Origin of the sequence: Pseudomonas baetica (assembly GCF_051216495.1) — a bacterium.
In the GTDB taxonomy this organism is placed as follows: domain Bacteria; phylum Pseudomonadota; class Gammaproteobacteria; order Pseudomonadales; family Pseudomonadaceae; genus Aquipseudomonas; species Aquipseudomonas baetica_B.
In genome coordinates, this window is record NZ_JBPKAM010000014.1 from 44,100 (window position 1) to 65,330 (window position 21,231).

19 protein-coding genes are annotated in these 21,231 nt (G+C 59.8%); 12 read left to right on the forward strand and 7 right to left on the reverse strand.

Translation table 11 applies throughout. The features are described from left to right. Positions 1 to 2 precede the first annotated feature (2 nt). Complete coding sequence (locus tag ACSFE6_RS07825; protein ID WP_435427064.1) at positions 3 to 560, forward strand: LemA family protein; 558 nt, start codon at positions 3 to 5, stop codon at positions 558 to 560. A 145-nt stretch (positions 561 to 705) separates the two neighbouring features. Next, positions 706 to 939, forward strand: coding sequence for a hypothetical protein (locus ACSFE6_RS07830; RefSeq protein ID WP_007933173.1), 234 nt, complete (start codon positions 706 to 708; stop codon positions 937 to 939). A 93-nt stretch (positions 940 to 1,032) separates the two neighbouring features. Here the strand turns inward: ACSFE6_RS07830 and sulA are convergent, their stop codons facing one another. Then, entirely contained in the window at positions 1,033 to 1,509 is a 477-nt protein-coding gene (gene sulA / locus ACSFE6_RS07835) for an SOS-induced cell division inhibitor SulA (RefSeq protein WP_435427065.1), read from the reverse strand. Between the two features lie 10 nt (positions 1,510 to 1,519). Next, on the reverse strand, positions 1,520 to 2,128 hold the full coding sequence (gene lexA / locus ACSFE6_RS07840; RefSeq protein ID WP_433739572.1) for a transcriptional repressor LexA: 609 nt from the start codon (positions 2,126 to 2,128) through the stop codon (positions 1,520 to 1,522). 229 nt (positions 2,129 to 2,357) lie between these two features. On the opposite strand from lexA, the gene ACSFE6_RS07845 reads away from it, so the two are divergent. The 3 genes from ACSFE6_RS07845 (at position 2,358) to ACSFE6_RS07855 (ending at position 4,984) form a co-directional block, all read left to right on the forward strand. After that, entirely contained in the window at positions 2,358 to 3,065 is a 708-nt protein-coding gene (locus ACSFE6_RS07845; RefSeq protein WP_435427066.1) for a TetR/AcrR family transcriptional regulator, read from the forward strand. Positions 3,066 to 3,235: 170 nt separating this feature from the next. Next, positions 3,236 to 4,234 (forward strand): beta-N-acetylhexosaminidase, encoded by a 999-nt coding sequence (gene nagZ / locus ACSFE6_RS07850; RefSeq protein WP_435427099.1) that lies wholly within the window; start codon positions 3,236 to 3,238, stop codon positions 4,232 to 4,234. A gap of 12 nt (positions 4,235 to 4,246) precedes the next feature. Further along, positions 4,247 to 4,984, forward strand: a complete 738-nt coding sequence (locus tag ACSFE6_RS07855) for an S-methyl-5'-thioinosine phosphorylase (RefSeq protein WP_435427067.1) — start codon at positions 4,247 to 4,249, stop codon at positions 4,982 to 4,984. Between the two features lie 115 nt (positions 4,985 to 5,099). On the opposite strand, the gene ACSFE6_RS07860 is transcribed toward ACSFE6_RS07855, so the two are convergent. From ACSFE6_RS07860 to mfd, 3 genes are read right to left on the reverse strand one after another with little or no spacing between them, the layout of a single operon-like run. After that, on the reverse strand, positions 5,100 to 7,790 hold the full coding sequence (locus ACSFE6_RS07860; protein WP_435427068.1) for an SNF2-related protein: 2,691 nt from the start codon (positions 7,788 to 7,790) through the stop codon (positions 5,100 to 5,102). Positions 7,791 to 7,800: 10 nt separating this feature from the next. Continuing rightward, positions 7,801 to 8,370, reverse strand: coding sequence for a CsiV family protein (locus ACSFE6_RS07865; protein ID WP_435427069.1), 570 nt, complete (start codon positions 8,368 to 8,370; stop codon positions 7,801 to 7,803). Positions 8,371 to 8,380: 10 nt separating this feature from the next. Further along, a complete protein-coding gene (mfd, locus tag ACSFE6_RS07870) occupies positions 8,381 to 11,830 on the reverse strand; it encodes a transcription-repair coupling factor (RefSeq protein ID WP_435427070.1) in 3,450 nt (1,149 codons plus the stop codon). Between the two features lie 105 nt (positions 11,831 to 11,935). Here mfd and ACSFE6_RS07875 point away from each other — a divergent pair, with 105 nt between their 5' ends. The 4 genes from ACSFE6_RS07875 to sthA all read left to right on the forward strand — a co-directional run bounded on the left by ACSFE6_RS07875 (position 11,936) and on the right by sthA (position 16,494). After that, on the forward strand, positions 11,936 to 12,172 hold the full coding sequence (locus ACSFE6_RS07875) for a hypothetical protein (protein WP_435427071.1): 237 nt from the start codon (positions 11,936 to 11,938) through the stop codon (positions 12,170 to 12,172). A gap of 20 nt (positions 12,173 to 12,192) precedes the next feature. Further along, the gene (locus tag ACSFE6_RS07880) at positions 12,193 to 13,656 is read left to right on the forward strand and encodes a glyceraldehyde-3-phosphate dehydrogenase (protein ID WP_435427072.1); all 1,464 of its coding nucleotides are present in this window, start codon (positions 12,193 to 12,195) and stop codon (positions 13,654 to 13,656) included. A 291-nt stretch (positions 13,657 to 13,947) separates the two neighbouring features. Further along, positions 13,948 to 14,892, forward strand: coding sequence for an FAD:protein FMN transferase (locus ACSFE6_RS07885; RefSeq protein ID WP_435427073.1), 945 nt, complete (start codon positions 13,948 to 13,950; stop codon positions 14,890 to 14,892). A 207-nt stretch (positions 14,893 to 15,099) separates the two neighbouring features. Beyond that, positions 15,100 to 16,494: a Si-specific NAD(P)(+) transhydrogenase gene (gene sthA, locus ACSFE6_RS07890; RefSeq protein WP_175388285.1), complete on the forward strand. Its 1,395-nt coding sequence runs from the start codon at positions 15,100 to 15,102 to the stop codon at positions 16,492 to 16,494. A 42-nt stretch (positions 16,495 to 16,536) separates the two neighbouring features. Here the strand turns inward: sthA and ACSFE6_RS07895 are convergent, their stop codons facing one another. Both ACSFE6_RS07895 and ACSFE6_RS07900 read right to left on the reverse strand, forming a co-directional pair. Then, the gene (locus ACSFE6_RS07895) at positions 16,537 to 17,259 is read right to left on the reverse strand and encodes a glycerophosphodiester phosphodiesterase (RefSeq protein ID WP_435427074.1); all 723 of its coding nucleotides are present in this window, start codon (positions 17,257 to 17,259) and stop codon (positions 16,537 to 16,539) included. Positions 17,260 to 17,273: 14 nt separating this feature from the next. Beyond that, positions 17,274 to 17,855, reverse strand: coding sequence for a PilZ domain-containing protein (locus tag ACSFE6_RS07900; protein WP_435427075.1), 582 nt, complete (start codon positions 17,853 to 17,855; stop codon positions 17,274 to 17,276). Positions 17,856 to 17,949: 94 nt separating this feature from the next. Here ACSFE6_RS07900 and ACSFE6_RS07905 point away from each other — a divergent pair, with 94 nt between their 5' ends. The 3 genes from ACSFE6_RS07905 (at position 17,950) to ACSFE6_RS07915 (ending at position 21,203) form a co-directional block, all read left to right on the forward strand. After that, positions 17,950 to 19,200, forward strand: a complete 1,251-nt coding sequence (locus ACSFE6_RS07905; protein ID WP_435427076.1) for a lipoprotein-releasing ABC transporter permease subunit — start codon at positions 17,950 to 17,952, stop codon at positions 19,198 to 19,200. 7 nt (positions 19,201 to 19,207) lie between these two features. Next, positions 19,208 to 19,891 carry a lipoprotein-releasing ABC transporter ATP-binding protein LolD gene (gene lolD / locus ACSFE6_RS07910; RefSeq protein ID WP_435427077.1) on the forward strand — a complete coding sequence of 228 codons (684 nt, stop codon included), beginning with the start codon at positions 19,208 to 19,210 and terminating at the stop codon, positions 19,889 to 19,891. 67 nt (positions 19,892 to 19,958) lie between these two features. Beyond that, positions 19,959 to 21,203 (forward strand): lipoprotein-releasing ABC transporter permease subunit, encoded by a 1,245-nt coding sequence (locus ACSFE6_RS07915; RefSeq protein ID WP_435427078.1) that lies wholly within the window; start codon positions 19,959 to 19,961, stop codon positions 21,201 to 21,203. The last annotated feature ends 28 nt before the right edge of the window (positions 21,204 to 21,231 follow it).

Sequence of the window (21,231 nt, forward strand, 5' to 3'; positions counted from 1 at the left end):
CGATGGGACTTCTTTTGGTTATTGCGGTGATACTCGGAGGGTTCTTCTGGGTCTGTTACAACCGCATCATTGGGCGTCATAACCGGGCTCAGCGTGCTTGGGCCGATGTCCTTGTTTATGAGCGTCAGAAAACCAGAGTGCTTGATTTGCTTGAGCAGCAAGTCATGAGCTTCAAAGAGTACGAAGGCGCGCTGCTGGAAAAGATCACGGGGCTGCGCTCAGCTATTGGGAAATTGCCACAAGAAGCCAATGGGGATGCACTTGCGCCGGTGCAGAAGGGAACTCGGGATTTGATTGCTGGATTGACCGTGGCATTTGAAGCTTACCCAGAGCTCAAGTCCAGCGATCTGGTTAACAGCTTCATGCGGGAAATAACCGAGCAGCAGGAAAATATCGGTGCGGCCATCACGATCTTCAATGGCGCGGTAGAGGAGTTCAACAACTCCATCCAGATGTTTCCTAACTCCTTCGTTAACAATTGGCTTAACAAAAAGTCGGTGATCGTTCCATTTTCCGACGTCCAAGCGTCAACAGCCTTTGAGTACAAGCCGAATTTTTGAAAGGTATGGAGCAGCATGTGCATCGGACTGGGAGTGATCTCAGGAGATTTCTTGTAACGGCTGGTTGATTACCGTTCCTCAAGATCCCGAGCGAAGCTTGGCCGATGCCTATATAATCCCGGCCTTTCGTGGAGAACAGACCTTTATGCCAACGTCCTTTCTAGAAATTGTCGAGTTACCAGACGGCCGTATCGAGCTGCGCAGGGCTGAGGACGAGGGTTCTTTGGTTACTTTGGATTTCTCAGAGGACGCCAAAGCATTTCTGCAAGGGCAGCATGTAGAAGTCGCCAAGGCAATGTTGAGCGTCGGCGTTCAGATGGCTGGGCGCTTGGTTGAGGGTGAATTCGACAAGGAAGAGGGGCCGCGGGTTCTTCATTGATATCCGTTCGTCGTTTTCTCGAATACCACGATAGAGCGGCTTCTCTATCCTTTGAGAAGCCTCGCACCGTTTAGCGTGCGTCGTACTTGCCAGTTAACCCAATCGAATATTCAAGCTTTGTGCGTCCCCGGTCCGGGCGGCGCTGATGAGCTGTTGCCGCGAAGCCGAGCTTAGCGGGTTGAGCCAGCTGACGACGGTGTGGCTGCGGCCGAGACGAAGGGCTTCGCAGGCCAGTTGCTGGGCGCTCTGGGTGCCACGCGGTTGCAGCAGCAGGATGCGTTCGCGATTAAGGCCAGCGTCTCTCAACCAGGTTTGAGTCAGGCTGGCGGGTGGGGCGATCAATGTCAGCCAGCGTGCATCCTGATCCTGGCTCAACTCTCTGAGTATGGGGGCCAGAAGGTTCAGGCAGTTCCCGGTTGCACCACGCAGAGACAATTCGCTGAAGACCTCGGGTTCGGCGCTCCAGGGCGACTCGACCACTTCCTGCAGAATCGGCGCCAGCGGTTGCGCCAGGAATGCCTCGAACAACAGTGGCAATTGAGCTTGCTGTGATGATTGTGGGAACTGCATAAAGCCTCCTTTAGCGGCGAATGACGCCGACACTCAAGCCTTCGATCACCAGTTCCTGATCTTTAAGGTTCACTTCGATAGGGGCGAATTCAGGGTTCTCGGCAATTAGCCAGACCTTGCTGCCGTCACGCTTGAAACGTTTGACGGTCACTTCGTCGCCGATGCGCGCAACCACGATCTGGCCATTACGCGCCTCTCGGGTGGTATGAACGGCCAGCAGATCGCCATCGAAAATGCCGACATCCTTCATGCTCATGCCATGCACACGTAGCAGATAGTCGGCACGTGGGTGGAAGAACGAAGGATTGATATTGCAGGACTCTTCTACGTGCTGCTGGGCGAGGATCGGCGCACCGGCCGCCACCCGGCCGATGATGGGCAGGCTGGTGTCATCTGCCTTGGCCTCGAAGCCGGGAATGCGAATACCGCGCGAAGCACCGGGCGTCATTTCGATCGCTCCCTTGCGGGCGAGTGCCTTGAGGTGCTCTTCCGCCGCATTAGGCGATTTGAAACCCAGTTCCTGAGCGATTTCCGCACGGGTCGGCGGGTAGCCGTTGTCTTCCAGGCAGCGCTTGATGAAGGCCAGAATCTCGGCTTGGCGTGGCGTCAGCTTTAGCATATTGATCGCTCTGTTTTTTTATACAGTGACTGGGATTATATACAGTGAGGCAGTCTTGGCAATGCCCGTTTTTTTGCCGGCCGCCCGACGGTCGATCAGCCTTCTGATTGAAGCTTTGCGGTTGTATGGTTAAATGTCTGACCGACCATTCCCAAAACGAACTGCCAGACTTGACAAGGCACAGGCTGAAACGTATGTTTCAAACAAGTGTTTGTCAGGCGGAGTAGCCATGGCCCAGTCGGAAACCGTTGAACGCATTCTTGATGCTGCCGAGCAATTGTTCGCGGAAAAAGGTTTCGCTGAAACCTCGTTGCGTCTGATCACCAGCAAGGCCGGTGTCAATCTGGCGGCGGTGAACTATCACTTCGGATCAAAAAAGGCGCTGATTCAAGCGGTCTTTTCGCGTTTTCTCGGGCCATTTTGCATCAGTCTCGACAAGGAGCTGGAGCGGCGCCAGGCCAAACCTGAAGTCAAGCCCACGCTCGAAGAGCTGCTGGAAATCCTGGTCGAGCAGGCTTTGGTGGTGCAGCCGCGCAGCGGCAACGATCTGTCTATCTTCATGCGTTTGCTGGGTCTGGCTTTCAGTCAGAGCCAGGGGCATTTGCGCCGTTATCTGGAGGACATGTACGGCAAGGTGTTCCGCCGCTACATGATGCTGGTGAACGAAGCTGCACCGCGCATCCCGCCCATCGAACTGTTCTGGCGCGTGCACTTCATGCTGGGGGCGGCCGCGTTCAGCATGTCCGGTATCAAGGCTCTGCGTGCGATTGCCGAAACCGACTTCGGGGTGAACACCTCCATCGAGCAGGTCATGCGTTTGATGGTACCGTTCCTCGCGGCCGGCATGCGTGCCGAAACCGGTGTCACCGATTCGGCCATGGCCACCGCGCAACTGCGTCCGCGTAGCAAATCGACTCCGGTTGCCGCCAAGGTTTGACCGCTCACGGGTGGGCGCGGCAGCTGACATCCGTTAAGCTAGCCGCCCATGCCGACTCTCGTTCTGAACCTGTTTCCCATTGATTTCGCCGATCTGCCGGGCACCGTCCACGGCAGTGAATTCGTGCGAGCCGGGTTTATCGTTATCAAGGAATCTCTATGACTGCTGGCCTGCAAGGCTCGTTGATGGTGGACGTCGCCGGTACCTGGCTGACGGCCGAAGATCGCCAATTGTTGCGCCAGCCCGAAGTGGGCGGCCTGATCATTTTTGCCCGCAATATTGAGCACCCGCGCCAAGTGCGCGAGTTGAGCGCGGCTATTCGTGCCATCCGTCCTGACCTGCTGTTGGCCGTGGACCAGGAGGGGGGGCGTGTTCAGCGGCTGCGTCAGGGATTTGTGCGGTTGCCTGCCATGCGTGCGATTGCCGACAATCCGAATGCCGAATACCTGGCCGAACAATGTGGCTGGATCATGGCCACCGAAGTGCTGGCTGTTGGCCTGGATCTAAGCTTCGCCCCGGTCCTGGATCTCGATTACCAGCGCAGCGCGGTGGTGGGTACCCGGTCGTTCGAAGGCGATCCTGAGCGTGCCGCGCTGCTGGCCGGTGCATTCATCCGCGGCATGAACAGTGCCGGCATGGCGGCTACCGGCAAGCATTTCCCTGGACACGGTTGGGCCGAAGCGGATTCCCACGTGGCGATCCCGAATGACGAGCGCAGTCTCGACGAAATCCGCGCCAATGACCTGGTGCCGTTCGCCAGGTTGAGCAAGCAACTGGCGGCGGTCATGCCAGCCCACGTTATCTACCCGCAAGTCGACTCCCAGCCTGCCGGCTTCTCCCGTCGTTGGTTGCAGGAAATTCTGAGGGGCGAATTGCAATTCGACGGTGTGATTTTCAGTGATGACCTGTCCATGGCCGGCGCTCACGTGGTGGGCGATGCCGCCAGTCGCATTGAGGCGGCACTGACCGCTGGTTGCGACATGGGGCTGGTGTGCAACGATCGCGCCGCCGCCGAACTGGCCCTGAGCGCCGCGCAGCGCTTGAAGGTCAAGCCGTCTGCGCGCATCGCGCGGATGCGCGGTCAGTCGTTTGCCAGTACCGAATACCGTCAGGACCCGCGTTGGCTGGCAGCCGTCGGCGCACTCAAAGAAGCTCAATTGATTGATTAAGGACTGTTCGTTATGACGGTTTACGCGATTATCGGTGGTACCGGCCTGACCCAACTCGAAGGACTGAGCATTCGTCAGTCATTGGCGGTCGATACGCCCTACGGCGCACCTTCTGCTGAAGTGCAGATCGGCGAGTATGCCGGCAAGGAAGTGCTGTTCCTCGCGCGTCACGGCCACCCGCATCGGTTTCCGCCGCACCAGGTGAACTACCGCGCCAACCTCTGGGCGCTGAAACAGGCCGGGGCCGAGGCGATTCTCGCGGTTAACGCTGTCGGTGGGATTCATGCCGCGATGGGCACCGGACATTTCTGTGTGCCGCATCAGTTGATCGATTACACCAGCGGTCGCCAGCACACCTATTTTGCCGACGACCTGGAGCAGGTTACGCACATCGATTTCAGCTACCCCTACAGTGAATCGTTGCGTCAGCAATTGATCGCGGCACTGGCGGCTGAAGGCGTCGGCTACAGCACTCACGGCGTCTATGCCTGTACCCAGGGGCCGCGCCTGGAGACTGTCGCCGAGATCGCCCGCCTGGAGCGTGACGGTTGTGACATCGTTGGCATGACCGGGATGCCGGAAGCGGCATTGGCCCGTGAGCTGGAGCTGGATTATGCCTGCCTGGCGCTGGTGGTGAATCCGGCTGCAGGCAAGTCGACGGCGGTGATTACCATGGCCGAGATCGAGCAGGCGTTGCATGACGGGATGGGCAAGGTGAAGTCGACATTGGCGCGGGTCCTCAGGGGCTGAGTTAGGCGTTAGACCGAGTTGCTCCCTTCGCGAGCAGGCTCGCTCCCACTGGGGCGGTGATCACCCTGTGGGAGCGAGCCTGCTCGCGAAAGCGATCTGTCAGGCACAGCTAATCTCAACGCTTCTCCAGCTTGTCCGGCAATGGCGCAAACAGCGCCTCGATATCATCGCTTTGCAGTTTCCAATCCCCAGCCTGGCGCCCATCCAGCACACCGGCCGCAAGATCGGATTTTTCTTTCTGCAGGTGCTGAATCTTCTCTTCCACCGTGCCGCGCGCGATCAGTTTGTAGACGAACACCGGTTTTTCCTGGCCGATGCGATAGGCGCGGTCGGTCGCCTGATTTTCCGTCGCCGGGTTCCACCACGGGTCGTAATGGATCACGGTGTCTGCTTCCGTCAGGTTCAGGCCAACTCCACCTGCCTTCAGGCTGATCAGAAAGATCTGCAGCTTGCCGTTTTGGAAGTCCTTCACTGGCGTGCGCCGGTCGCGGGTTTGTCCGGTCAGGAGCGCATAGGGCACGCTGCGTTTGTTCAGTTCGTCTTCAATCAACGACAGCATTGACGTGAACTGTGAAAACAGCAGGATCCGCCGACCTTCTTCGAACAACTCCTCGAGCATTTCCATCAGGCTATCGAGCTTGCCCGAGGTGCTGCCGCGCGCCGGCAGGGCTGCATCGTTGACCAGGCGCAAATCGCAGCACACCTGGCGAAGTTTCAGCAGTGCCTCAAGGATGATGATCTGGCTGCGGGCCACGCCCTTGCGGTTGATCTCATCGCGGACTTTCTTGTCCATGGCCAGGCGCATGGTTTCGTAAACGTCGCGTTGGGCCTCGTTGAGTTCGACCCAGTGGATGATTTCGGTTTTTGGCGGTAGCTCGGTGGCTACCTGTTCCTTGGTCCGGCGTAGCAGGAACGGCTTGATCCGACCGTTCAGGTGCTGAAGTCGTACTTCGCTGGTGCGTTTTTCTATCGGTACGCGGTAATCGCGGTTGAAGCTTTTCACGTCACCGAGCCAGCCCGGCAACAGGAAATGAAACAGCGACCACAGCTCGCCCAGGTGATTTTCCAGCGGCGTGCCGCTCAGGCACAGACGTTGGCGGGCGTTCAGCTCGCGGGCGGCCTGGGCGGCCTTGCTGTTCGGGTTCTTGATGTACTGCGCTTCATCCAGCACCAGTATGTGCAGCGGCTGCGCCGCCAGGCGCTCGACATCCTTGGGTAGCAGCGCGTAGGTGGTCAGGATCAGATCGTAATCCGCCAGGTTCTCGAAATGCTTTTTGCGACTGGCGCCATATAGCGCCAGCACGTTGAGCTGCGGCGTGAAGTGCGCAGCTTCGTCGAGCCAGTTGGGGATCAGGCTGGTCGGCATCACCACCATGCAGGGGCGATCGAGACGCCCAGCGTTTTTCTCGCTGAGAACGTGTGCCAGGGTTTGCAGGGTTTTACCCAGGCCCATGTCGTCCGCAAGGATTCCACCGACCTCCAGTTGTCGCAGCGACTGCATCCAGCTCAAGCCTTCCAGCTGATAAGGGCGCAGTGTCGCGTTCAGGCCTTCCGGTACGGAGGCGGTGTAGTCCTTGATGTCGCGCAGGCGTTGGGCAAAAGTGCGGATCTGTTCGCCGCCCTCCCAGAGCAGCGGCAGGTCTTCCAGCGGATTCAGGCGGGTGGCGTCAGCCTTGCTCAGACGCAGCGTGGTTTCGCCGGGCTCCTGCAGATAGAACTCGCCGAGGGTCGCCAGCACCGGTTTCAAGCGGCCGAAGGGTAGGGCGACTTGTAAGGGGCCGTGCTCGGAATTTGGCCGATTGGGGATGTTCACCAGGATCAGCTCGTCGTCGCGGCGTCGGGCCAGGCGTTCCGGGTTGAGGATTTCGGTGTGTGAGCGCATCAGGTTCAACAGGATCGGCAGCAGGCTCAGCCGCTCGCCGTTGACGATGATCCCCAGTTCCAGATCGAACCAGTCGCGCTCCGGCGTTTGTTCGACGGTGGCGTACCAGTCGTCCACTGCCGTCAGGTCGAAGCCGAAGTCCTCATTGATCTGCAACTCCCAGCCCTGGGTGCGCAGCTTCGGCAGTTCGTTCAGGGTGAACGTCAGCCAGGCGCTGTCATTGACCATCTCGTACAGTTCGCCGGCACTTTCCGGCAGTGCCTTGCTTTGCCGGGTGGCGATCTTGAAGCCGAGGATGCGCAGCTGTTCCCGGAAGGACTGTTCTACCTCGGGGTGACGTTTTATCCGTAACGTTTGTGTTTCCTGGCGAATCAGGATGTCGGTATTTCTCTGCCCGGAAACGTATTCATCCAGGTAGCTGAACGACAGCGCCGCGCGGTGCTGAATGTAGCGTTGCATTCGACCATTGCGCGGCTCAAAGGCGCTGAACTCGATGCTCGCCAGCCACAGGCGCGGAACCGGCTGCACGTTGTCCACCAGCACTTGCGGTGGCGCTTTCACACTGCGGTTTTCCAGTACTGCCTGGAGTTTTTCCAGCAGCTCGGCGTCTTTGGCGGCAGCGGGGTAGGCGAGGGTTTCCTGCACTTGCAGCAAGACCGCCGCGCAATGCTTGCAGTTGCTATGGACCGGGCAGGAGCAGGTGGCGTCGATCATCAGCAACGTGCCTTTGGCCGACTCCCGCAAGCGAATGGTCTGACGGTAGACGTTACCCCCAGAGCCTTCGCATGCGGCGGTGATCGTGGCGTCGCCGGCCTCGACGATCCTGACGCGGTTTTCCAGTGCGTAGCGGCGGCCACGCTCCAGGCTCTGTTCCTTGAATCGGCTGACCCAGGAAGGTGCCAGGGGTTTGCTCAGGGTCGACATAGGGACTCGATCAGTCCGGAATTTCTTCGGGGACTGGGCGCGGCGCAGGGGCCGTCAGCGAGGTGATCTTGATCAGCAGGCCGAGATGGCCGGCATCGAGGAAGTTCAGCTGTCCGTTTTTGGTGTGGCTTTCGGTCTTCAGTCGCTCGCTGGCGGTAACCAGGCCATCGGTGTTGATCTGGTTGACCCAGAAGTCTGCATCGACGTCAGTAAAGCGCCCCAGTTTCATGCTCAGCGTGCCCTCGATCGGAAACTGGCCGAATTGCTCCTTGCCGTCGCTGATCGCAACCTTGGTGGTCTCCTCGCCAAGGTTCTGTTGCCAGGCCTTGTGCAGCAACACCGTGTATTCATTGCTCGCAGTGAGTTTTTCCACTTCGCCGTTGAGGCTCGGGGTGCGCAGGCTGTCGGGGTTGAGGCGTGGGGCGCCGGCGTCCCAGTCTTCCGGCGCTGCACGGCTGACTATTGCTGGCACGGCATTTTGCCGTACCAGAATCATTTCAATCTGATACAGATCATCGGCAAAAGCCGATGGGGTGACCAACGTCATCATCAACAAGGTCAGAGAGCGAAACAGGCGCATGCGGCGTCCTTCAAGCAGTTTTCGGAATGAGGCGCTCAAACAGCGCCTCTACAGTATTAAAGCGCTCTTCCGGGCGCTCCATTGGAACCATGAATTTGAACATCGTGGCGCCTTCGAATTTGTAGCGTTTGGGCTGGCCCTGGATCAGTTTGATCAAGGTCAGCGGGTCAACCGGGGTTTGCGCCGCGAACTCGACTCGACCGCCTTGCGGGCCGCCGTCGACCTTCTTGATGCCCAGCAGCTCGGCCTGCAATTTCAGGGCGGTGATGCGCATCAGGTTCTTGGTCGGCTCCGGCAGCAGGCCGAAACGGTCGATCATCTCCACCTGCAGATCCTTGAGGCCGTCCTCGTCGGTGGCTGAAGCGATGCGCTTGTAGAGAATCAGGCGTGCATGGACGTCCGGCAGGTAGTCTTCGGGAATCAGTGCCGGCACGCGCAGGTTGACTTCCGGACCGCCACCCAGCGGTTGGTCGAGATTCGGCTGTTCGCCCTTGCGGATCGACTTGACCGCGCGCTCGAGCATTTCCATGTACAGCGTGAAACCGACGGCCTGGATCTGCCCGCTTTGGCCGTCACCGAGCAGTTCGCCGGCGCCGCGGATTTCCAGGTCGTTGGTGGCAAGCACAAAGCCTGCGCCGAGGTCCTGGGTATTGGCGATTGCTTCCAGGCGCTTTTCTGCGTCCGGGCTGATTTGCTGGCGCGGTGGCGTCAACAGGTAAGCGTAGGCCTGGTGGTGACTGCGTCCGACCCGGCCGCGCAATTGGTGCAACTGCGCCAGGCCGAACTTGTCGGCGCGTTCGATGATGATGGTGTTGGCGCTCGGCACATCGATGCCGGTCTCGATGATGGTCGAGGCGATCAGCACGTTGAAGCGCTTGTGGTAGAAGTCGCTCATCACCTGTTCGAGTTCGCGCTCGCGCATCTGCCCGTGGCCGATGCCTATCCGCGCTTCAGGCACCAGTTCGGCGAGGTCGGCGGCGCATTTCTCGATGGTCTTCACGTCGTTGTGCAGGTAGTAGACCTGACCACCGCGCAGCAGCTCACGCAGCAGCGCCTCCTTGACCGTGCTTTTGTTCTGTTCCATGACGAAGGTGCGTACGGACAGGCGACGGGCCGGTGGCGTGGCGATGATCGACAGGTCGCGCATGCCCGACACCGCCATGTTCAGCGTGCGCGGAATCGGCGTGGCGGTCAGGGTGAGGATGTCGACTTCGCTGCGCAGGGCCTTGAGCTGTTCTTTCTGGCGCACACCGAAACGGTGCTCTTCGTCGATGATCACCAGCCCCAGGTTTTTGATTTTTACGTCATCCTGCAGCAGCTTGTGCGTGCCGATGACGATATCGATCTTGCCTTCGGCCAGGTCCGCGACTGCAGCATTCACTTCCTTGGCCGTCTTGAAGCGGCTCATCACTTCCACGGTCACCGGCCAATCGGCGAAGCGATCACGGAAGCTGTTGTAGTGTTGCTGGGCGAGCAGGGTGGTCGGCACCAGAATGGCGACCTGACGACCGCCATGCACGGCGATGAATGCCGCGCGCATCGCCACTTCGGTCTTGCCGAAACCGACGTCGCCGCACACCAGGCGATCCATCGGCTTCGCGGCGAGCATGTCCTCGCGCACGGCTTCGATGGTCGTTTGCTGGTCAGGGGTTTCCTCGAACGGGAAGCCGGCGCTGAACGTGGCGTAGTCGGCTTTCGGGTCGGCGAAGGCATAACCTTCGCGGGCGGCGCGACGGGCATAGATATCGAGCAGCTCCGCCGCTACGTCGTGCACCTGTTCGGCGGCCTTGCGCTTGGCTTTCTGCCAGGTCTCGGAGCCGAGGCGATGCAGCGGGGCCAGTGCATCGTCGCTGCCGGTATAACGGGCGATCAAATGCAGGTTGGCCACCGGCACGTAGAGCTTGGCACCTTCGGCGTATTCCAGGGCGAGGAATTCGGCGGTCTGGTTGTCGATTTCCAGCGTTGCGAGGCCCAGGTAGCGACCGACGCCATGATCGATATGTACCACCGGCGCGCCTTCGCGCAACTCGGTGAGGTTCTTGATGACGGCATCGTTGTTGGCGTCGGCACGCTTCTCACGACGACGGCGTTGCATCACGCGTTGGCCGAACAGCGGGCTTTCGGCAACCAGTGCCAGGGCCGGATCGTCCAGCAGCAAGCCTTCGTCCAGCGGCGCGATGGTGATCGCCAGGCGTTCCTTGCCTGCAACGAAGTCCGGCCAGCTATCGACAGTCTTTGGCCGCAGCTTCAGGCGTTCCAGCAATTCCAGCAGCACCTCGCGCCGGCCCGCGGATTCGGCGGTAAACAGCACGCGTCCGGGGAACTCGTCGAGGAAGTTAGAGAGTGCCGCCAGTGGTTGGGTAGCCTTGGCTTCGATAGCCAGGTCCGGCAATTCCCGTGCGGGAAAACGCTCGCGGCCGGAGCCGGTTTCCACGTCCTGTTGGCTGGCGACCACCCGTGGCCAGTTCTTCAGGCGCGCGAAGCAGTCTTCCACCGGCAGGAACAGCTCGGCGGGTGGCAATAAAGGACGGGATGGATCGACGCGGCGCTCTTCATAGCGATTGCGCACATCGTTCCAGAAGTTCTCCGCGGCTTGCTCGATACCCGGCAATGAGAACACTTGCGTGTCCTGTGGCAGGTAATCGAACAGCGTGGAGGTTTCTTCAAAGAACAGCGGCAGGTAGTACTCGATGCCAGCCGGGGTAATCCCGCTGTTCAGGTCCTGGAAGATCGGGCAGCGACGGAAGTCGACATCGAAGCGCTCGCGAAAGCGGGCCTTGAAACGGATGACGGCTTCTTTTTCCAGCGGGAATTCCTTGGCCGGTAACAACTTGACCGAGTCGACCTTGTCGATGGAACGCTGGTTTTCCGGATCGAAGGTGCGCAGGGTTTCGATTTCGTCGTCGAACAGGTCGATGCGGTAGGGCAATTTGCTGCCCATCGGGAACAGGTCGATCAGCGAGCCGCGTACGGTGAATTCGCCATGCTCGTAAACGGTATCGACATAGCGATAACCGGTGGCTTCAAGCCGGGTGCGCATCTGCTCCACATCGAGCTTCTGGCCGACGTCCAGCACCAGGCTGCTGCCGAGCAGGAATGTGGTCGGTGCCAGGCGGTGCAGGGCGGTGGTGATGGGTACTACCAGCACGCCGTGGCTCAGCTCTGGCAACCTATAAAGAGCCGAGATGCGCTGGGAAATGATGTCCTGGTGCGGCGAGAACAGATCGTAGGGCAGGGTTTCCCAGTCGGGGAAATGCAGCACAGGCAAATCCGGGGCGAAGAAACCCAGCTCCTGCTCCAGCCGTTCAGCACTTTGGCTGTCGGCGGTCAGCAGCAGGGTAAAGCGCTTGGCAGCGCTGGCGGCCTCGGCGATGGCCAGGCTCAGGGTGGCACCGGGCAGGTTGCCCCAATGCTGTTTACCTGCCGCGGCAGGGAGGTGCGGTAGACGCAGAACGGGCACGGAAGGTTGAGCTCCAAGCGTTGCGACAAAGTCGGTAATTGTAGCGGTCTAGGATGCCGGCTGTCAGTTGCAGATGTGTCTATTGCGCAGTTGAAGAGAAATGTAGTGGTAATGACAAAATCGGGCGGTTTTTTGGCGGAAATTGCTGATTATGTAGTGGCAAAACGAGCTGGTGTTACGGATGGTTACGGACAAGGTAGCGCTGCCCCCAAAAAAATGACGACGCTGGAGGCCCCGGTTTTATTGGGCTGCAGCGAGGCGTGTTATTTTTGGGCAGGAATTTGTTACGGCGATTACGACAAGCGCGCATTGCTACACGGGGCGGGCGGCGGCATAATGTAGCCCCTTTTTTCTGCCCCTACATGTGGAAGGTTCCCGTGACTCAGAAGCCCGACCAGTGTCTTGGTGAATGGATCGACCGTGAAGCACTCGCAGAAGCGATGATTCCGCTTATCGGTCAGCTCTACCGCAATAACAACGTGGTGAGCTCGATCTATGGCCGCAGCCTGATCAACCGCTCGGTGATTTCGATCCTCAAAGCGCACCGCTTTGCCCGTCATCGCCAGACCGACGAAACCGAACTCTCCGTCCACGAGACATTCCCGCTGCTCAAGGCCATGAGCGAGCTGAAACTGGGTGCCGCTTCGGTGGACCTGGGCAAGCTGGCCAACAAGTTCAAGCAAGAAGGCAACGGCCGTAGCGCCGAGCAGTTCGTGCGTGAAGAAATGGCCGACGTGGTAGGCCAGCAGAACGCCTCCGCCCGCAAAGGTACTGACGTTGTCCTGTACGGCTTCGGTCGTATCGGCCGTCTGCTGGCGCGCATCCTGATCGAGAAAACCGGTGGTGGCGACGGCTTGCGTCTGCGCGCCATCGTTGTCCGCAAGGGCTCCGAGAATGACCTGGTCAAGCGCGCCAGCCTGCTGCGCCGTGACTCGGTTCATGGTCCGTTCGATGGCACCATCACCATTGATGAAGCCAACAACACCATCACCGCCAACGGCAACCTGATTCAGGTTATCTACGCCAAGAGCCCGAGCGAAGTCGACTACACCCAGTACGGCATCGAAAACGCTCTGATCGTCGACAACACCGGTGTATGGCGTGACGCTGACGGCCTGGGCCAGCACCTGGCCTGCCCGGGCGCTGCCCGCGTGATTCTCACCGCACCTGGCAAGGGCGCGCTGAAGAACATCGTTCACGGCATCAACCACGGCGACATCACTCCTGACGACAAGATCATCTCGGCGGCGTCCTGCACCACCAACGCCATCGTGCCGGTGCTCAAGGCCGTCAACGACCAGTACGGCATCGTCAACGGCCACGTCGAAACCGTTCACTCGTTCACCAACGACCAGAACCTGATCGACAACTTCCACAAGGGCAGCCGTCGTGGCCGCGCCGCGCCGCTGAACATGGTAATCACCGAGACCGGTGCCGCCACCGCAGCCGCCAAGGCGCTGCCAGTGCTCAAGGGCAAGCTGACCGGCAATGCGATTCGCGTTCCTACGCCAAACGTGTCGATGGCCATCCTGAACCTGAACCTGGAAAAGGCCACTACCCGCGAAGAGATCAACGAGTACCTGCGCCAGATGGCCATGCACTCGGAGCTGCACAAGCAGATCGACTACGTCTCCTCCCAGGAAGTGGTTTCCACCGACTTCGTTGGCTCGCGCCACGCTGGCGTTGTGGACGCTGAAGCGACCATCACCCAGGATAACCGCGTTGTTCTGTACGTCTGGTACGACAACGAATTCGGTTACAGCTGCCAGGTGGTTCGCGTGATGGAAGACATGGCCGGTGTAAACCCGCCAGCATTCCCGCGCTAAGCCTTAGCTGCACATGAAAACGCCCCGACTTTTGTCGGGGCGTTTTTGTTTGTGCTGCCTGTCGCTTGCAAATCCCATGTGGGAGCGAGCCTGCTCGCGAAGAGGGAGGGGCAGTCAGTATCATTGTTGGCTGACACACCGCTTTCGCGAGCAGGCTCGCTCCCACATTTTTATCGCATAATGGCTAGCTTTGCGGTGTCTCAAGGGGGGGGGCGGGAATTGTTGCGCAGATGCGAAGGTGTTCTTCTCCTGTTTTTTGCCCTGTTGTCCGGGTGCGGCAATGATGACGCCATGGAAAGCTTCGGCGGCCCGACCATGGGTAGCACTTATTCAATCAAATACGTACGCCATACCGGTTTGCCCAAGCCGACAGCGGTTCAGGTCGAGGTCGAAAAGATCCTGGTCGATGTCGACCGGCAACTCTCGACCTATCGCAGCGACTCCGATATCGAACGCTTCAACCAATTACCTGCCAACACTTGCCAGGAAATGCCCTCGTCGGTCCTTGAACTGGTCCGCGTCGGTGAGCAGTTGTCGTCACAAAGCGACGGATCGTTCGATTTGACGGTGGAGCCGCTGCTCAATCTCTGGGGTTTCGGCCCCCAGGCCCGCGAGGAGAAAGTCCCGGCCGCCGAAGCGCTTGCAGAGGTGCGGCAGCGGGTGGGTCATGGTCATCTGCGCATCGACGGCGATCAGTTATGCAAGGACGCTGCTGTGGAAGTCGATTTCAACAGCATCGCTGCGGGTTACGCAGTCGATTTGATCGCGGCGAAGCTTGAGGCGCTGGGTATTCATGATTACCTTGCCGAAGCCACCGGCGAGCTCAAGGCGGCCGGCAGGAAGCTCGACGGCTCGCCTTGGCGCATTGCCCTGGAAGAGCCTCGAGACGATCAGCAAGTGGCCGAGCGCATTGTCGCCATCGACGGCTACGGCCTATCCACCTCCGGCGACTATCGCAATTATTTCGTGCAGGGTGGTCAGCGCTTTTCCCACACCTTCGATGCCCGCAGCGGTGCGCCGGTCTCGCACAAGCTGGCGTCCGTCACCGTCATTCATCCTTCCGCGTTGATGGCCGATGGCTTATCGACGCTGTTGCTGATTCTCGGTCCTGAGCGCGGCTGGGATTACGCAGAAAAAAACGATATCGGCGCATTTTTTGTGATTCGTGCCGATACAGGTTTCGTCACACGCACCAGTCACGCTTTTGATCGCCTCAGTGGCGGGAAAACCGAATGATTGCGGCGATTCAAGCATTGAAAACTGGCGTTGTAGTGCAGGCAAAAGTAGCCTACGACGCGACCAAGGGTTAATGTGCGCGGCGTTGACGCTTCTATAGACTGTGTCCGGGTTCTGCACTGGCCCCAAATTGTTCCTTCACGCCGCAGATCGGCGTGATTTAGCCGCAGGTGCCGATGGCGCCACGGCCTGTTCTGAGGAGTACGCATGGCTGTCTACAACTACGACGTGGTGGTGTTGGGTTCCGGCCCGGCGGGAGAAGGCGCGGCAATGAACGCCGCCAAAGCAGGGCGCAAGGTGGCGATGGTCGATAGCCGTCGCCAGGTTGGCGGCAACTGCACCCACCTGGGTACCATCCCGTCCAAGGCACTGCGTCACTCGGTCCGGCAGATCATGCAGTTCAACACCAACCCGATGTTCCGGGCCATTGGTGAGCCGCGCTGGTTCTCGTTCCCGGACGTGCTGAAAAGCGCTGAAAAAGTCATCTCCAAACAAGTCGCGTCGCGCACCGGTTACTACGCCCGCAACCGCGTCGACGTGTTCTTCGGCACCGGCAGCTTCGCCGACGAGCAAACCATCGAGGTGGTTTGCGCCAATGGCGTAGTCGAGAAGCTGGTGGCCAAGCACATCATCATCGCCACCGGCTCGCGTCCGTATCGCCCGGCGGACATCGATTTCCATCACCCGCGTATCTACGATAGCGACACCATCCTCAGCCTCGGCCATACCCCACGCAAACTAATCGTTTACGGCGCCGGTGTGATCGGTTGCGAATACGCGTCGATTTTCAGCGGTCTGGGTGTTCTGGTTGAGCTGGTGGATAACCGCGGTCAGTTGCTGAGCTTCCTCGACTCGGAAATCTCCCAGGCCCTGAGCTATCACTTCAGCAACAACAACATCACGGTTCGCCACAACGAAGACTACGACCGTGTCGAAGGCTTGGATAACGGTGTGATCCTGCACCTCAAGTCCGGCAAGAAGATCAAGGCCGACGCCTTGCTCTGGTGCAATGGCCGGACCGGCAACACCGATCAGTTGGGGTTGGAAAACATCGGCGTGAAGGTCAACAGCCGTGGCCAGATCGAAGTCGACGAGGCTTATCGCACCGGCATTCAGAATATCTATGGCGCGGGCGACGTGATCGGCTGGCCGAGCCTGGCCAGTGCCGCTCACGACCAGGGCCGTTCCGCAGCCGGCAGCATCGTCGACAACGGCAGCTGGCGCTTTGTGAATGATGTGCCGACCGGCATCTACACCATTCCGGAGATCAGCTCGATCGGCAAGAACGAGCAGGAGCTGACCCAGGCGAAGGTGCCGTACGAAGTGGGCAAGGCGTTCTTCAAGAGCATGGCGCGTGCGCAGATCGCCGGCGAGCCGCAAGGCATGCTGAAGATCCTGTTCCACCGCGAAACCCTGGAAGTGCTGGGCGTTCACTGCTTCGGCTATCAGGCATCGGAGATCGTGCACATCGGTCAGGCGATCATGAACCAGCCGGGCGAACTCAACACCCTGAAGTACTTCGTCAACACCACGTTCAACTATCCGACCATGGCCGAAGCCTACCGGGTAGCGGCGTACGACGGTCTTAACCGGCTTTTTTGAGCGGCTCCGGCCGGTGGCCTGAGCCGGCCGGGGAGACCGATTTCAGCAATTCTCGAGCGTGGCAGTGGCCAAACCGGGAAAGTCTGTAATCAGGCTGTCAACGCCGAAGTCGGCGAGTCTGCGCATCAGCGCAGGCTCGTTGACGGTCCATACCGACACATGCAGCCCCTGACGCTGTGCCTTCTCCAGGCGTTCCGGCGTGCACAGGGTCCAGTTCAACGCCAGGATCTCGCAGCCATAGCTTGCCGCGACCTTCAACGGGTCGAGCCAGGCGTACTCGGCCACCAGCCCGCGGGACACGTCCGGCACCAGATCCACGGCGGCTTTCAGCACTTCGCGCGAACTCGATGTGATGGTCACCTTGTCCAGCAGTCCATGCCTTTGTGCCATTTCCCGGATGGCCAGCACGGTGGTCGCGGCTCGGGTGCGTGAAGCGCTTTTGACTTCCAGTTGCCAGTGCTCGAAGTTGCATTGTTCGAACAGTGATTCCAGCGTCGGGATCGGGCAAGGCTTTATCCAGCCCGGCCCGCCCTTGCGCGCGTCGTAGGTCACCAGTTCCGCCGCAGTATGTTCGGCCACCTTGCCGCGTCGATCGGTAGTGCGCTTGAGCGTCGGGTCGTGGATGACCATCAGCTCGCCATCCATGGACAGGTGCAAGTCCAGTTCGCAGCGGCGTACGCCGTGTTTGAGACATTCCTGAAAACTGGTCAGGGTATTTTCCGGTGCTTCGCCCTTGGCGCCGCGGTGGCCGTAGATGAGGGTCACGGTTCTTCCTTAAATTAATTGCCGGATTCGAGTTGTTCGCGGGCCAGGCGTCGTTCCTGGGCCTGCTTCTGCAAGATGTGGCGGGCCAGCAATTGTCGCTGGGCATCGGTCAGGTGTTCGAACTCGGTGCCGACATCGTAGCCATCGCCCTTGCGGTCGCAATGGGTGACGCGGGCGCGCAGCAACAGTCCCAGGGCTTGCGGCATCAGCACCAGCTTGACCGACAGGCGTGCGTTGGGAACAATCGGGTTCGGGTGCTGAAATTCGATGCCGCCCTCGGAGATGGTCACCGGCTGCGGCTCACCGATCTGCCCGAGCACAGTGAGTGCGATCACCTGGCTCAGCAAGTCGATGCGTTTGTTCTGGGATTTCAGGAATGCCGAGAGCGTGCGGTCGCGTTCGCTGATCTGGCGCAGCAGGTGTTGCGACTCGAATTCGCTCAGGTGCAATTCGCTGAGCGCGTTGAAGAGTGGGGAAGCATCCTGCAACACTTCCTGGCCTGCGGCTTCGGAAGCGGACAGGGGCCGAATTTCCAGTGCGATCGTGTCCTCGATACGGTAGTATTCGCGGCGATCTTCTTCATCTAATGTCGACATGGCGAACCCATGGTAGCGGCGGTGGTCTGAGTGTAAAGCTGGTTATCGACCCCCGCCACAAGGACGTTCCTTTTCCCTCCGAACAAGCCCCGACATGTTCAGACCTCTCTTCGTATTTATCGGCACGCGTTATACCCGTGCAAAGCGTCGCAATCATTTTGTGTCATTCATTTCCCTGACTTCGATGATCGGGCTCGCCCTTGGCGTGGTCGTGATGATCGTCGTGCTGTCGGTCATGAACGGCTTCGATCATGAGATGCGCACCCGCGTGCTGGGCATGGTGCCCCACGCGACCATCGAGGCCGGCGAGCCGATCAGCGACTGGCAAGGCCTTGCCGCCAAGGTCAAGCAGAACCCGCAGGTGACGGCCGTGGCGCCGTTCACCCAGATGCAGGGGTTGCTGACCAACAACGGCAAGGTTTCCAAAGTCCTGCTCAATGCCATCGATCCTGCGCTGGAGCGCCAGGTGTCGATCATCGATAACTTCATGCAGCAGGGCAAACTGGACGATCTGAAGCCCGGCGAGTTCGGCATCGTCATCGGCGACAAGGCGGCGGCCAAGCTCGGTGCGGCAGTTGGCGACAAGCTGACATTCGTGGCACCGGAGGTCACCGTGACCCCGGCCGGGATGTTCCCGCGCATGAAGCGTTTTACCGTCATCGGCATCTTCCATGTCGGCGCCGGCGAGATCGACGGCTACCTTGGCATCACCAACCTCCAGGATCTGGCGCGGCTGCATCGCTGGAAGCCGGATCAGGTCCAGGGCATTCGCCTGAAGTTCGATGATCTGTTCCAGGCGCCTCGTACCGCGTGGAACATCGCCCGCGAGCTGGGTGAGGATCATTACTACGCCCGCGACTGGACCCGCACCCATGGCAACCTGTATCAGGCGATCCGCATGGAAAAAGCCATGATCGGCCTGCTGTTGCTGCTGATCGTCGCCGTGGCTGCGTTCAACATCATTTCCACGCTGGTCATGGTGGTGAACGACAAAAAGGGCGACATCGCGATCCTGCGTACGCTGGGTGCTACTCCGGGCACGATCATGCGCACGTTCATGGTGCAGGGCACGGTCATCGGCGTGGTCGGCACGGCCATCGGCGCGGTGGTCGGGATCTTCGCGGCGCTGAATGTCAGCGCCGCCATTTCGGCACTGGAAGGCCTGATCGGGCACAAGTTCCTTAACGCCGACGTGTACTTCATCGATTACCTGCCGTCGCAAGTGCAGAGCCAGGACGTTGTGATGGTCTGCTCTGCGGCGTTGGTCCTGAGTTTCCTCGCCACCCTGTATCCAGCCTGGCGTGCCGCGCGCACCCAGCCTGCGGAGGCGCTACGTTATGAGTGAGTCGGGCATGAGTGATAAAGCAATCTTGAGCTGCCGCAACCTGGGCAAATCCTACGAGGAAGGCCCGGAATCGGTGGAGGTTCTGGCTAACCTTCAGCTGGAGCTGCGCCCGGGCGAGCGCGTGGCGATCGTCGGCAAGTCGGGTTCGGGCAAAAGTACCTTGCTCAATCTGCTCGGTGGCCTCGATACGCCTACCAAGGGCAGCGTCTGGCTCGACGGTGAAGAACTCTCGGCGCTGAGCGAGAAGAAGCGCGGCCTGCTGCGTAATCGTGCCCTCGGTTTCGTCTACCAGTTCCACCACCTGCTACCGGAGTTCACCGCGCTGGAAAACGTCTGCATGCCGCTGTTGATCGGCAAGACGGCGATTCCTGAGGCGCGCAAGCGTGCAACGGCGTTGTTGGAGAGGGTAGGGCTGAGTCATCGCCTGGAGCACAAACCGGCGGAACTGTCCGGTGGTGAGCGCCAGCGCGTGGCCATCGCCCGTGCCTTGGTCAACAACCCAGGACTGGTGATGCTCGACGAACCGACCGGTAACCTCGATTTGCACACCGCAGAAGGCATTCAGGATTTGATGCTGGAACTCAGCACGTCGATGCGCACTGCCTTTCTGGTGGTGACCCACGACATGAACCTGGCCCGCCAGATGGACCGCGTCCTGCATTTGCAGGAAGGTTGCCTGACGCCTATCTGACTGGTCGAAACCCGACGGGACTGAAGAGTACGTCGGGTATTTTTGTTTCTATACGGTGCCCCAGCGAATGTTCAGACCGTTATCGATCTTTATCGGCACGCGCTATACCCGCGCCAAGCGCCGCAATCGCTTTGTTTCCTTCATCTCGATGACCTCGATGATCGGCCTCGCCCTGGGCGTGCTGGCGATGATCGTGGTGTTGTCGGTGATGAACGGTTTCCAGCGCGAAATGAGCTCACGCATCCTCGGCATGGTTCCCCACGCGACCATCGTCGGCGTCAATCCGATTGATGATTGGCAACCGGTTGCAGCGGCTGCGCTGAAAAACCCGGAAGTCACCGCCGCCGTGCCGTTTACCGAAATGGAAGGCATGCTTTCCTACAAGGGCACGATGCAGCCGATTCAGGTCAGCGGTGTCGACCCGGCGCTGGAAGGCCAGGTGTCGATCGTGGCCAAGCACATCGTCCAGGGGCGTCTGGATGCCTTGAAGCCGGGCGAGTTTGGCGTGGTGATCGGCGAAATCACGGCGCGGCGCTTTCGCCTGAACGTTGGCGACAAGATCACCTTGATCGTGCCGGAAGTCAGCAACGCACCGGGTGGCATTACCCCGCGCATGCAGCGCTTGAATGTGGTCGGTGTATTCAAGGTGGGCGCCGAGCTGGATGGTTCGATGGCGCTGATTCATGTCGCCGATGCTGCGCAGATGCAGCACTGGGAGCCGAATCAGGTGCAGAGCGTGCGCCTGGCGGTGAAAGACCTGTACGCCGCACCCAAGGTTTCCAGCGATATTGCTGGCGGACTGGGCACCGCTTACAAGGCTGACGATTGGACCCATACCCAGGGCAGCCTGTTCAGCGCGATGAAGATGGAAAAAACCATGATCGGCCTGTTGTTGCTGATGATCGTTGCCGTTGCGGCGTTCAACATCATCGCGACCCTGATCATGGTGGTGAACGACAAGGGTGCCGACATCGCGATCCTGCGCACCATCGGCGCCACGCCACGGCAGATCATGGCGATTTTCATGGTACAGGGCACGGTGATCGGGATTGTCGGTACCTTGATCGGTGGCGTGCTCGGCGTTATCGCGGCATTGAATGTGAGTGAGCTGGTGGGCTGGATCGAGCGGGTCAGCGGTCAGCACATCTTCAGTTCCGATGTGTATTTCGTCAGCAACCTGCCTTCGGAGTTGCAGGGTGGGGATGTAGCGTTGATCTGCACGGCGGGGTTTGTCATGAGCTTCCTCGCCACGCTGTACCCGGCATGGCGGGCGGCGAAGATCGAGCCGGCGACTGCTTTGCGTTACTCGTAAACTGACAGACCGCTTTCGCGAGCAAGCC